The organism is Actinoplanes sp. NPDC049316 (genome assembly GCF_040677315.1).
Classification (GTDB): Bacteria; Actinomycetota; Actinomycetes; order Mycobacteriales; family Micromonosporaceae; genus Actinoplanes.
Window position 1 is genome coordinate 261,695 of record NZ_JBFAQM010000007.1, and the last position, 13,316, is coordinate 275,010.

The 13,316-nt window shown below is 73.1% G+C and carries 5 protein-coding genes; 1 reads left to right on the forward strand and 4 read right to left on the reverse strand.

Annotated elements, in window-relative coordinates:
- Window positions 1–52: 52 nt before the first annotated feature.
- On the reverse strand, window positions 53–7,654 hold the full coding sequence (locus AB0K03_RS14065; protein WP_364684194.1) for a SpvB/TcaC N-terminal domain-containing protein: 7,602 nt from the start codon (window positions 7,652–7,654) through the stop codon (window positions 53–55).
- Window positions 7,655–7,947: 293 nt separating this feature from the next.
- Here AB0K03_RS14065 and AB0K03_RS14070 point away from each other — a divergent pair, with 293 nt between their 5' ends.
- The gene (locus tag AB0K03_RS14070; protein ID WP_364684196.1) at window positions 7,948–8,406 is read left to right on the forward strand and encodes a DoxX family protein; all 459 of its coding nucleotides are present in this window, start codon (window positions 7,948–7,950) and stop codon (window positions 8,404–8,406) included.
- 294 nt (window positions 8,407–8,700) lie between these two features.
- Here AB0K03_RS14070 and AB0K03_RS14075 read toward each other — a convergent pair whose 3' ends face one another.
- The 3 genes from AB0K03_RS14075 to AB0K03_RS14085 all read right to left on the reverse strand — a co-directional run bounded on the left by AB0K03_RS14075 (window position 8,701) and on the right by AB0K03_RS14085 (window position 13,293).
- On the reverse strand, window positions 8,701–9,138 hold the full coding sequence (locus AB0K03_RS14075; RefSeq protein WP_364684198.1) for an RDD family protein: 438 nt from the start codon (window positions 9,136–9,138) through the stop codon (window positions 8,701–8,703).
- A 64-nt stretch (window positions 9,139–9,202) separates the two neighbouring features.
- On the reverse strand, window positions 9,203–10,717 hold the full coding sequence (locus tag AB0K03_RS14080) for an SDR family NAD(P)-dependent oxidoreductase (RefSeq protein ID WP_364684200.1): 1,515 nt from the start codon (window positions 10,715–10,717) through the stop codon (window positions 9,203–9,205).
- Between the two features lie 83 nt (window positions 10,718–10,800).
- On the reverse strand, window positions 10,801–13,293 hold the full coding sequence (locus tag AB0K03_RS14085) for an MMPL family transporter (RefSeq protein WP_364684202.1): 2,493 nt from the start codon (window positions 13,291–13,293) through the stop codon (window positions 10,801–10,803).
- Window positions 13,294–13,316 lie beyond the last annotated feature (23 nt).

The following is a 13,316-nucleotide window of genomic DNA, read 5'->3' on the forward strand; positions in this document are numbered from 1 at the left end:
CTTTCCAAGGTGCCCGGTGCCGGACCGCGCCCGGAGGTGGTCCGGCGGCGGATCACCTGATCTCGGTGACGTGGTGTTTGAGCGGCGGCGGTTTGGCGTGCTTCGCCGCGGCGGTCGACAGCCGCGACCGCAGCTCCTTGATGCCTTCGGTGAGCCGGGCCAGCGCGTCGGCGCTGAGGTTGAGGGCCTTGACCGCGTCGTGCGAACCGACGTCGCCGCTGCCGGCGACGAGCTCCCACAGCGCGTCGAACCCGAGCACCGCCGACTCCCGGATCACCGTGTTGATCTTGTCGGCGGCGCCGGTCTCGGCGTCGGTCGCCACCCGCAGCACCTCGGTGACCACCTTGCGGGCCGTCACCTTGTCGAGGCTGTACTGGTATTCGACCTTCTGGCGCAGGAACTCCGGGAGGGTGTTGCCGCCGGCGACGCGCACATCGCTGTTGCGGGTCACGTGGCCGACGTCGACGTGCGAGACGAACGTGTAGTTCGACAGGTCCGGGTCCGCCTGCAACGTGTCCGCCAGGCCGTTCTTCTTGCCGCAGGAGCACGCCTGCACCACGAAGATGATCTGCTGGCTCTGCTTGGCCTCCTTCAGCTCGCGCTTGAGCGTCGGCGCGCCGATCCACTCGCTGTCGCCGAACGACATCTGGTTGGAGATGCCGTGCCCGAACGTCATGATGACGTCCGGCTTCTCCTTGGCGACGACATCGCTCAGCTTGCTGGACTCGACGCTCTGCGCCTTGACGCCGTGGTCCTTGGCGGCCTGCTGCGCCTGCCGCTTGAACTCGTCGTCGCCCTTGTCGTACAGGATCAGGTATTTCTTCTTGTGCGCCTCGTCCCACAGCTTGCGGGCCATCTCATCGGTCTGCTTGGGTACGGCCTTGCGGTAGTCGTCGAAGGTCTTGAAGGTCCGGGGGTTCGGTTCGGCGTCGGGCCGGCCGGCGTCCACCGGATCCGTGCCGGCCGGGTCGCGGAACCGCACCGGGTTGTCCCGGCAGTAGCGGTAGAGGTTCGGCCCGTCGACGAGCAGCTCGGGGTCGGGCGAGCACCAGCGGCCCAGCCACGAGGCGTAGAAGCGGGCGCCGGCGTAGTCGAAGCCGGTCTCGTCGTCGCGTTCCCGGCTGATGTAGCGGTAACGCTTGAGGCTCACCTCGGCGGCACTCCGGCCGGCCTGGAAGGAACTCGCACCGTACGGGGTGAACTCCTCCAGGCTGATCAGGGCGCCTGCCTCATCGAGCTCCAGCGACGCCGTCCCCAGGTGGTCGCCGACCTGGAAACGCCGGATCCCGGCCGGGTCGTCGACGGCGGCGCCCCCGTCGACCACGAGCGTCTCGACCACGGCCACCTGCGCCTGGTCGTCCATCACCCGCAGCGACTCGCGGCTCAGCCGGACGTTCGTGCCGGTCGCGTCGTACTCCCGGAACACCTCGAAGGGGCCGAGGTAGATGCGCTCCTTGCGGCGGATGCCGTCCTGGGACTCGATCACCTTGCGCATCCGCCGGCCGCCGGCGTCGTAGGTGTACCAGGCGATCCCACCGCCGCCGAGATCGGCGCGATGCAGCCGATCCTTGTCGTCCCAGCGCAGCTCGGCGCCGTTGACGGCGGTGATGCCGCCGTTCCCGTCGACGCCCCGCGCATCGGTGTAGGAGTAGGTCTCCACCGGCAGCACCTGGCCGCCGACCGCCGTGCTGCTCAGGCGGTTGCCGGTACGCGCGGGCTCCAGCAGGCTCGCCTCGCCGTACGCGTACGTGCGGGTCCAGCCGCCGCCCGCGGCGACGTGCCGCATCCGCTCGAGGTTGCCGGCCAGGTCGTACCGGTACGTCTCGGTGTAGGTGCGCAGGGCCTGCAGGTCGTTCGGGCCGGCGCGGACGCCCACGAACGGGCGGTCCCGGCGGTCCCCGGCCGGGGCGGTGTCGAACGCGGTCTGCCCGATGTGCTCGCGGCCGCCGGCCTCCACCAGGCGGTAGAGCGCGTCGCAGGTGAACGACGCGACCGGCTCGACCCGCCGGCCGTCGTGGATCACCACCTTCTGCGCCGCGTCGCGGATCCGGGTCAGGTTGCCGACCGGGTCGTACGTGTAGGCCAGGTCCTGGACCACCGCCGGGTCGGCGAACAGCTGGGCGGCGGTGGAGTCGGCGCTCGGGGGGCGGGTGGTGCGCAGCCGGACCAGCCGGAAGGTGGCGGGGTCGTAGGTGCAGGTGGTCTCCGTGCCGTTGGCGTAGGCGATCCGCTGCCGCCGGCCCTTGGCGTCGTAGTCGATGTCCGTGACGAAGGCGGTCGCCGCCGCCGAGCCGCGCATCGCCACGTCGACGGTGTTCAGCAGGCCTGCCTCGTTCCAGCCCGGGCGGTACACGCTGCCGTCCGGCGTGGTGGCGGTGACGACGCGGTTGAGGGCGTCGTACGTGCCGGTGCTGGTGAAGCTGCCGTCGTCCACCGGCGGGCCGGCCGACCAGTCCACTGCCGAGTCGTAGTCGCGCAGCAGGTCGCGGCGGCTGGCCGTGAGATTGCCGGTGAAGTCGTACGACAGGTGCGTGACCCGGCCGACCGCGTCGAAGACCTCGAAGACCCTGGTGCGGTGGTTACCGGTGGCGCCCTGGGCTTCTCCGTACACGGTGCGCTCGGCCAGGCGTTCACCGCCGTCGTCGGTGAGGAACAGGTCGGTCGGGCGCCGTAGTGGGTCGTAGGCGACGCGCCTCATGTGGCCCCGGCCGTCCCATTCCCGTACCGGGGCCCCGGTGACGTCGGGCAGCGACCAGCGCTCGCCGGTGTCCATGCCGGCCTGGTGGAGGAGCCGCCCGAGCATGTCGTAGTCGGAGCGCATCGCCAACCGGTCCAGCGCGTCGTGCACCGTGCGCTGGTTGCCTTCGACGTCCCACCCCACCCGGGTGATCTCCGCCTGCTCCACCTCGGCGCCGTCGTCGACGACCCGGTTGACGGCCACCGTCGTGAACGGCCGGCCGAGCGGGTCGAGGTGCGCGGTCACCGGCGTGCCGGCGTGCAGCGCGGCGCGCTGGGCGGCCTCGGTCTCGTCGGCGCCCAGTGCGCCGCCGGCGCGCCGCACCAGCCAGGTCTCCCAGCCGGCGCCCTGCCCCTCGAAGTAGCCCCGCACGTGACCGCTGACGTCCGGGTCGGTGCGCGGGTCGCCGGTCTGTGCTCCCCGGGGCGCGACACAGTCGTTACGGTCGTGGTCGGCCCGGCTCCACGGCGAGTGGACGACCTTCTCGTACGTGTGGTCGGGGTGCAGGACGGCGACGATCCGATCGACGGGGTCGTAGAAGAGCTGCGGGCTCACGCCGGTGTCGGTCAGATCCGGCTCCGGCTCGTACAGGTGGGTGGCACTGAAGAACGGCTCGTACCGGCGGACCGGAAGGCCCTTGTTGTTGAAGACGGTCCGGCCGGTGCCGACCCATCGCGGCGCGGCATGTCCCAGGACCGGGCGGCCCTGAGCGTCACGCACGAGCGATCCGGGCACGGGGTCGCGGTCCGGCGCCGGTCCCGGCGAGGTCTGCCGCCGCGGCGCGTCGCCGGGCTCGGCCAGCCGCTTGGCCTGCACCGGGCGGCCGAAGCCGTCGGTGAACTCCACCTTCACCTGGATCCGCGGGTTCGACCCGCCCGGCTCGGACAGGTGCGTCTCCCGGGCCAGGATCACGGCGGCCGCCGGTTGCCCGCTACGGCGGAACAGGTCCAGGTCGTACACGATGCGGGTCGTCGCCGTGCCGAGCAGCGCGGCGGCCCGCGCGGGCGGGTCGGCCAACAGGGCCCGCCGGACCGGCAGGGACGGATGCGGATCCACCTGTCCGAGCAGGTCTCCGCGCTGCTCGGTGGCCTTGCCCATCAGCGCCGTGGCCACCACGAGGCCCAGCGCGTCGAACGCCGCGGCGGTGCGATTGCCGTTCGGGTCGGTGACCAGCCGGGGGAGCAGCACGCGGTAGTCGTGCTCGGCGGCCACCTCGTTCCCGACCGCGTCGACGGACCGGGTGACCAGCAGGTCGTACGGGGCGTCGTAGGTGACGACGGTGGCGTGGCCGAACGGGTCCACGACCTTGCGCGGCAGGTGGAAGTGCGCCCGCGCGGTCGCCAGTTCCTGCGCGGCCGTCGCCGCCGGATCGGCCGGGTCGGCTGCGGGGTCGAAGAAGCCGCGGCCGCCGGGGATCCACCAGCCGCCGTCCATCGGCACGTAACCGCCCTGGTCCGGACCCACGCCTTCGAGCAACACCCCGGGGGCGGGCAGCAGCTCCTCGTCGGGCCGGCCGGGGAGTCGGCGGACGAACGCGGCGGCGAGCAGCTGCGGCGTGAACGCGAGCCGGTACACCTGGTCGAGGACCGCCCGGGGCTGCACCGTCGCGAAGGGCAGCGTCGTGGTCAGGTCGTCCGCGCGGTAGAACGTCCTGGCCGCCTCGACCAGCCGCCGCTGCCGGCTGATGTGGTCCGGGGCCGTGTTGTAGGCGATCTCGGTGGCGTCGCCGAGCGCCGCGAAGCCGTCCGCGGCCCACTCCTCGAAGGTGAACCGGCCGGCCTCGCCGGCCGGGTGGAAGCCGGTCAGCTCGCTGGTGTGCTCGGCCGCCGGCGCGGGGATCCGGTGGTCGTCAGGGTGCGCGGGGCCGATCGCATTGGTGTACGTGCTCTCGACCAGCAGCACGACGGGCCGGGCCTGCACCTCGAGGTCGCGTGGGGCCAGGTCGGCCGGCGTGGCCCTGCGCCCGTACGCGATGCGCAGCTCCCGCAGCACGTTGCCGGAGCCGGGGTCGACCTGGAGCACGATCGTGTGCTTGACGCGGGGATCGGCCGGGACCCGGTCGTACTGCGACTCGACCGCCTGCCGCTGATGCGGGTAGAAGACGGCGTGCCGCTGTTCTTGCCGCGGCTGCACCAGGTGAACCGTGAATTCCTGCTCGGTCACCACGTACGGGTGGTCCTGCCCGGCACTTGCGTCGAGGCCGTAGACCTCGCGGCGCAGCACGACGCCCTTGAGCGCACGGCACGCCTCCCGCTGCTCGGCGATCGTCAGGCCGTCCGGCAGGGCCGCGCCGTCCGGGGACGTTCCGGTGTGGAACCACGTTCTGGTCAGCACCGGCGGCGTGTGGGAGGCGGCGTCCACATTGGTCGCGGCCGTCAGCGCGGCGAGGTGCTGGGTGTCCCACTGCTCCACCAGTCCGAAGCCGCGGAACTCCCGCTCACCGGCGTCGAAGTGTCCGTCGTGGTAGGCGTAGCGGGTCAGGAGCCGGTTGCCCGTGAGGTGGTCGGTGGTCTCCACCCGCTCCAGCACGTGCACCGCGAACGGCAGGCGGGTCGTCCAGGGCCGGCCGGCCATCCGGTCCGCCTGGCAGAACGCGGTCGACGACACATAGCTCAGCCGTGTCCCGGCGCCGAGGTTGTTGCGCAGGCCGACCAGCAGGTGCGGCTTGTGGCCGCCCATCAGGTCGACGTACCGCATGGGCCCGCCGTGGCCGGACCAGACCAGGCAGGCCGTACCGGCGCCGAGCAGGTCGACGACCTGCGCGTCCTCGGGCTGCTCGACGACCGGGCACTGGGGGAGGGTCACGCCGTCGCTCCAGCCGTTGCCGGCCAGGTTGCGGTAGAGCGTCGCGCCCGCGCCGCCGAGGTAGACGATGTCGGTGGTGCCGGAGCCGTCGACGTCGGCCAGATGCACCCGCGCCGGGTCGAACAACTCCGGCTCGCTGAACACCGGCGCGTTGTCCATCACGACCCGGGCGCCGAACCGCCCGTACCCCAGGTTGGGCCAGTAGCTGACCGCTCCGTTGCTGATCCGGACGAGGTCGGTGGTGCCGTCACCGCTCAGGTCGGCCACGAAGAAGCTGGTCACGGCGTCGCTGAGGACCAGCCGCGGTCCGCGGTCCGGGTCGTCGCCGAGCGCTTCGCGCATCGCCGGCCCGAACCCCGATCGGCCCAGCGACGGGTACCACGTGACGGAGTCCTGGTCGATCAGGGCGATCTCCGCGACGCCGTCGCCGTCGAGGTCGAGCATCCGTACGTGCGGGTCCTGGACGTCGAGGTTGGGGAACGCCTCGAACGGCCGGAACGGCGACCAGTCCTCGCCGTCCGTGCGTTCGTGGAACCCGCCGGTGCCCGGTCGCAGGGTGGCCAGGCCGACCCGGCCCTCGCCGGTCAGGTCGATCAGCGTGGCGGTCTCCGCATGCGTGGCCAGCGCGGGCCGGGCCGCCACCGGCCGGGGGGACTCGAACCGGGCGACGGGCGGCCCCCCGTCCGGTGGCGGGAGGGCGCCGGCGTTGCGGCGGTAGTACCAGGCGCCCTCGTGCTCGGTGAGGATGCCGGTGGCGCCGTCGCCGTCGAGGTCCACCCAGCGGGCGGCCGAGCCGACCGCGTCGAGGCCGGTGCCGCGCACCTCCCGCACCGGCAGCCCTGCCAGCGTCTGCGCGTCCGGCACCCGGCTGTACTCCAGCTCGACCGGCGGGAAGGAGCACACGAGGTACCGGTCGGGCTGTTGTGCGGTGGCGCGCAGCTCGTACCCGGATTCGACGACGGCCCTCAGGTATGTGGCGGCGGGATCGGGCTCGTACTCGAACCGGAGCGCGCGGGTCAGGTAGTCGGGGCGGCCCAGCTGCTCCGGGAAGCGGTGGAACATCAGCATCCGATGGCAGAGCCGGTACGTCCGTACCTCGAAGCCGGCGCGATAGGTCGAGAACGGATCCGGCCGGACCGGCAGGCGGGCGCCCGGCGCGCGGCCCGCGGTGGCGCTGGCGAACTCCAGCCCGTCCACGGCCGGCGCGTCGGCGTAGTGGCCGTCGCCGTAGTCGAAGACGACCTCGAACATCCAGTCCTCGAGGGACTCCGGGTCGACGGCCGCGCCGTCGGCGTCGCGGTTGGGGACCCGGTTGCCGTAACGGATCCGGGTGAGGTATCGGTTCGCGCCCCGGCCGGCGTCGGTCCTGTTCCGCTCGTGCGCCGGCGCCGTGTGCCCGCCCCGCGCGTCCTCGAAGACGCCCTCCGCGGTCTCCGGCTCGTAGTCGTAGCGGGTCGCGTTGCCCTTGTCGTCGTAGGTGGAGCAGATGAGCCAGCTGAACACCCGGGTCGGGTCGGCCGGGTCGGCGATCCTGCTCTGCGGGGTGCGCCCGTACCAGGTGGTCACGTTGTCCCGGCTGATCGTGCGCCAGCTGGTGTCCCCGTCGGACCGGCGGACCCACCGCTCGATCCGGGCGAACAGACCTTCGACCCGGGGGCGGTAGCGGTGCACGAGGAACTCGTCGCGGGGGACCGGCACGTGGCGCCAGCGGCCGCTCGCGTCCCGCTCCAGCAACGGGACCAGATCCTCGGAGCCGGACAGCACGAACGTGTCGGACTCCGTGGCGTCGTCGTACCGGGGGATCCGGCGGTCGGTGCGCCGGCTGATCGCGGGCTGGTCCAGGCTCCAGCCCAGGCCGAAGGGACCGTTGCCGGAGCCGCTGTCGTACGACAATGCCAGCCGCGGGCCGAACCCCGCCCGGCCCGGCGCGAGCGGCAGCGGGAACCGCATGGTGGCGGTGCCGGTCGCCGGGTTGGCAGTGAACGTCTCTCCCATGGTGCGGATCGCCCCGCCGCCCTTGGGCACCACCGGCGGGACGACGGCGGGCGCGCGGGCGTCCGCGCCGACCGGCCCGGCGGCCGGGTCTGCGGATGCCGCAGCGCTTCGCGTCATCGAATCCCTCCGAGTGCCCCGATGGTCGGCACGGGCGTCCCGGAAGACGAACCGCTGTCCAGCGTTGCCGGCTCCCATCCTCGTACCGCCCGATCGCCGGACCATCGGCCAGTCCCACATCCGACACGCATCACCCCCGTACGGGGGACCGGGGTGTCCCTTCCCGACCAGGCGTCCCGCTGTTTGGGAGCGCTCCCATACACTGACCAGGACATAGATGTTTATCGTTGTTTTTCGGTTCTTCCGCTCTCTACGGTGCGGGCATTCCCGTCGCTCCGCCCCGAAGGAGAGCCATGTTCCCCCACCGTTACGCCGCGCCGATGTGGTCACTGTTCCGGATCGTCGTCGGCTTCCTGTTCCTCTGCCACGGCCTCGCGTCGATCTTCGGCGTCCTCGGCGGTAACCGCGGAACCGGCCAGGCGATCGAGGCCGGGACCTGGCCCGGCTGGTACGCCGCCGTGATCCAGCTGGTCTGCGGCGCGCTCGTGCTCGCGGGCCTCGCCACCCGGCCCGCCGCGGTCCTGGCCTCCGGGTCGATGGCGTACGCGTACTTCACGGTGCACCAGCCCGAGGCGCTCATGCCCATCCAGAACGGCGGCGTCACGCCGGCGCTCTACGCGTGGTCGTTCCTCATGATCGCCGTGCTGGGGGCTGGCCCGTGGTCCCTCGACGCCCTCATCGCCCGTCGCCGCGGCGCGGCCGAGCCCGTGCCCACCACCGGCAAGGGCGAGCTGGCTGCGACCCGCCGCTGAAGAACCGAGCCCGAGCCCGGCGGCCGGCTACCGCTGGGGGTGGTCGCCGCCGAGCCGGCCGGCTCCGCATCGGGGTGGCCGGCTCGGCGGGCTGTCCTGCGTGGAGCCCGGCGGCGTCAGGAGGCTGGCCGACCGGCTTGCGGAAGTACACCCGCCGGAAGCAGCGCCAGGCCGACGATCTCGTCCGCCTCGACGGCGACCCACACCCGCCCCGCGCTGACCGCTGCGGCGTAGTCGTTGTGCATCGGCGCGGGGTCGCAGCCGGGTGCGAGGGCGGAGATCGCGGCGGTTCGGTCAGACGCGGACGACCAGCGTCTTGGCGGCCATGTCGCCGAGGCGGCGGCGGTTCTTGGAGTTGACCACGACGATCAGCGCGACGAGGTAGCCGGCGATGCCGTCGATGAGCCGCAGCAGCGTGCGGACGACGCCGGACAGCAGCCCGGGGTGTGCGCCGGTCTGCGCGTCCACCACGCGGATGCCGGTGATCAGCTTGCCGGCCGTACGGCCGGTGAGGCCCTCCAGCACGATGTAGTAGAGCGCCGCGACGACGAAAAGCCACTGGTTCTGGCTGGTGGAGAGCGAGGTCAGATCGAATTCCCACCACGCCTCGCCGCTGCCGGTGACCCACGCGAGGAGACCGTTGAAGACCCCGAAGACGACGCCGTCGATGAGGGTGGCGACGATCCGCCGGCCGGTCACGCGGACATCCGGTGTGGTCGATGGGGAGGTCATGGCTAGATCATGACGGACGCCCGCAAGCCGGACCCGCGGATCCGGCCGGCCACCGCGGGGAGGGTCACCACGCGACCGGGGCGTAGTCCTTGAGGAAGCAGCCGTACACGTCCTCACCCAGCTGGCCGCGCACGATCGGGTCGTAGACGCGGGCCGCGCCGTCGACGAGGTCGAGCGGGGCGTGGAAGCCTTCGTCGGCGAGGCGCATCTTGGTCGGGTGGGGCCGTTCGTCGGTGATCCAGCCGGTGTCGACGCTGGTCATGAGGATGCCGTCGGCGAACATGTCCTCCGCGCTCGTACGCGTGAGCATGTTCAGCGACGCCTTCGCCATGTTGGTGTGCGGGTGGCCCGCGCCCTTGTAGCCGCGGCTGAAGACGCCCTCCATCGCCGACACGTTGACGACGTAGCGCCGCGGGAACGGCGATCGTGTCATCGCCTGGCGCAGACGGCTGACCAGGATGAACGGCGCGGTGACGTTGCAGAGCTGGACCTCGAGGAGTTCGAGGGCGCCGACCTCGTGGACGCGGTCGCTCCAGCTGTTGGTGGGCGCCAGGTCCGGGACGAGGCCACCGGCGTCGACCGCGGTGGCCGCCGCGATCCGTTCGGGGCTCGCCGAGCCGGCGGTGAGCGCCAGCGCCGTCAGCGCGTGCGGACTGAAGACGGCCCCCGCGTCGAGCCCGGCACCACCGGGCGCGGCGCCGTCCGGGCCGGTCAGCGCGGCCGGGTGGGCGGTGGCGTGGCCGCCCACGTACTCGACCTCCGGCACGGGGCCGCCGGGCAGCGGCGCGGACTCCGCCGCGATCAGGGAGGCGTACGAGCCGGGCGAGCGGCGTACGGTCTGGGCCGCGTTGTTGATCAGGATGTCCAGCGGGCCGCGCGCCGCGACCGAGTCGGCGAGGGCGACCACCTGGGCGGGGTCGCGCAGGTCGATGCCGACGACGCGGAGGCGGTGCAGCCAGTCGGCGCTGTCCGGCATCGCCGCGAAGCGCCGCACCGCGTCGTGCGGGAAGCGGGTCGTGATTGTGGTGTGGGCGCCGTCGCGCAGCAGCCGCAGCGCGATGTACATGCCGATCTTGGCCCGTCCGCCGGTGAGCAGCGCCCGCCGGCCGGTCAGGTCCGTACGGGCGTCGCGGCGGGCGTGGTTCAGCTCCGCGCACGCCGGGCAGAGCTGGTGGTAGAACGCGTCGACCTGCACGTACCGCTGCTTGCAGATGTAGCAGCCGCGCGGCTGCTTGAGGACGCCCGCGGTGCGCGTGGCCGTGGGCGTGCTGAGCGGGATGCCCGCGGTCTCGTCGTCGATGCGGCTCGGCGCGCCGGTCGCGGTCGCCGCCGTGACCGCGCGGTCGTGCTCGAGGATCGCCTCGCGGCGGTCCCGGCGGCGGCGCAGCTTCACCGTCTTGAACAGGCCGGCGGTCGCGCGGCGTACGGCGACCGCGTCCGGGTGTTCCGGGTCCAGGGCCTCCGCCTCGGCGATCACCTCGAGGCAGAGCGCGAGGCGGCCGGGGTCGATCCCCGGTGCCTGCGGCGCACGGCGGGCGTGGCCGCCGGAGGTGGCGGTCTCGTCGGCTGTCGCGGTCATCCTCTTCCGTCCCGGTAGCTGGTCACTCCGGGGCACTGTACTTTCCGCGCGGCCCGCAGCCCAGTTCGGCCACCGGTCGCGGCTCACCCGTCGGCGGTCCGGTCGGTCTCGATCACGGCGGTCGTCTCGGCCTCCGGTGCGGGCGCGGCACGCCGGGCCAGGTCCACCGTACGGCCGAGGTCGCCCAGGTCACGGGGGCGTCCGGCGATGCGGTCCGGCGGCGCGGGCTGCTCGCCGGCGGGCCGCCACGGTGACGGCGGGGGCCCGGCGGGGACGTTCTCGAGCGTGATGCGCGACGGCGACGGCCCGGGGGCCGAGCCGGCCACCGGCAATCCGGCCGCGGGACCCCATCCGGCGGTAGCCACGTCGGCCGGCGGGGGAGACGTGACGGGCACGGAAGCGCCCCAGACGACGGGGCGGGGATCCGCAGGCTCGGGCGCGGCGTGGCGCCCCACCGAGACGGTGGGGAAGAGCTCCTCGTCCTCGTACTCCGCGAGGCCGGCCCGTTCCTGCAGGCGGCGCAGGGGACCGGGAGCCCACCAGGCCGCCGGGCCCATGAGGCGCAGGACCGCGGGGACCAGCAGCATGCGGACGACGGTCGCGTCGAGGACCAGCGCGATGATCATGCCGACGCCGACGAAGCGCATCGTGGTCACCGAGGACAGGGCGAAGGCGCCCGTGACCACGATGAGCAGGATCGCCGCCGCGCTGATCACCCGGCCGGTGCGGGCCAGCCCGGTGGTCACCGCCTCGGCCGTGGAGGCGCCGCGGGTGCGGGCCTCCACCATGCGTGACAGCAGGAAGACCTCGTAGTCGGTGGAGAGGCCGAACACGACGGCCGCCATGAGCACCACGATGCCGGCCTCGAGCGGGGCCGGGGTGACGTCCAGCAGGCCCGCGCCGTGGCCGTCCTGGAAGATCCAGACCAGGATGCCGAAGGTCGCGCTCAGGCTCAGCGCGCTCATCACCACCGCCTTGACCGGCAGCAGCACCGAGCCGAAGGCCAGGAACATCAGCAGGAGCGTGGCGCCGACCAGCAGGCCGATCATCAGGGGCAGCCGGTCGGCGGTGGCCGCCAGGCTGTCCACGTTGCGGGCCGTGGTGCCGCCGACCAGCAGTTCCGTGCCGGCCGGCGGGCGCAGCGCGCGGATGTCGTCGACGGCCGTACGGGCCTGCGCGCTGAACGGGTCCTTGCCGGCGAGCGTGGCGGTGTACGTGACGACCGTGCCACCCGATCCGGCCGGGGTGACCGCCGCGACGCCCGGCACCTTCGCGACCGCCGCCGCGAACTCCTCCGTCGCGCCGGGCGGCCCGTCCTTCGTGCCGCGCAGCACGACCTGGATGCCGGCGCTGCTGAACGCGGGGAAGTCGGCCTTGAGCATCTCGACCGCCTGGCGGGCCGGGTCGCCGGCGGGCAGGACCCGTTCGTCGTTCTCGCCGAAGTGCACGCCACGGATCGGCGCGGCCAGCACGAGCAGGCCCGCGAGGATCGGCAGCACGACGAGCACCGGGCGGCGCAGCACCACGTCGGCGAGGGCGGCCCAGCCCGCTCCGGCCGGTCGCGGGTTCGCGCGCTGCGGCAGGCGTACCGGAAGCTTGTCGACGCGGTGACCCAGCACGGCCAGCAACGCGGGCAGCAGGGTGAGCGACAGCAGCGCGGCCAGGCCGACCGCGGCCAGGCCGCCGTAGGCCAGCGACTTGAGGAAGCCCTGGGGGAACAGCAGCAGGCCGGCCAGCGCGGTCATCAGCAGCGTCGCGGAGAAGACCACGGTGCGTCCGGCGGTCGCGACCGTCCGGGAGACGGCCTCGGCGGGCGTACGCCCGAAGCTCTGCTCCTCCCGGAATCGCCCGACCATGAACAGCCCGTAGTCGATGGCCATGCCGAGCCCGAGCAGGCTGGCCACGTTGACGGCGAACGAGTTGACGTCGTGGCCGTACGCGACGGCGTGCAGCACGGCCAGCGAGCCGAGCACCGCGCACCCGCCGACCAGCACGGGCAGCGACGCGGCGACCAGCGAGCCGAAGATGAACAGCAGCAGGATCAGCACGATCGGCAGCGAGACGGCCTCGGCGAAGGCCAGGTCCTTGGTCGAGCGGCCGGCGGAGGCGTCCCCGAGCGGCGAGGCGCCGGCCAGGTGCACGGTGGCGCCGGCGACGGCCAGCTTGTCGTCGATCTGCCGGTACGCCTCGAGCTTCTCGCCGTCGTCCTGCCCGGCGAGCGTGAGCACGGCTACGGCGCTCTTCTTGTCCTCGGCGGCGTACTGCGCGGTCCTGCCGGGCCAGTATCCGGTGACCGCGGTGACCGCCGACTCCGGCAGCGCGTCGAGCCGGGCCTGGATGCGACGGCCGAGGTCGGCGTCGTCGACCGTGCCCTGCGCCGGCCGGTAGATGGCGACGACGTCCCCGCCCTGCGCGCCCAGCTCCTGCCGGACCACCTCGGCTGCGCGGGTGGACTCGCTGCCCGGGTCGGTGTAACCGCCCTCGGACAGCTGGCCGAACACCCCGATGCCCCACACCCCGGCGGCCGTGACGGCCACGACCGCGGCCGTGAGCACGAGCCAGCGGAAGCGGGCCACCCATGAACCCCACCCGGCGAACA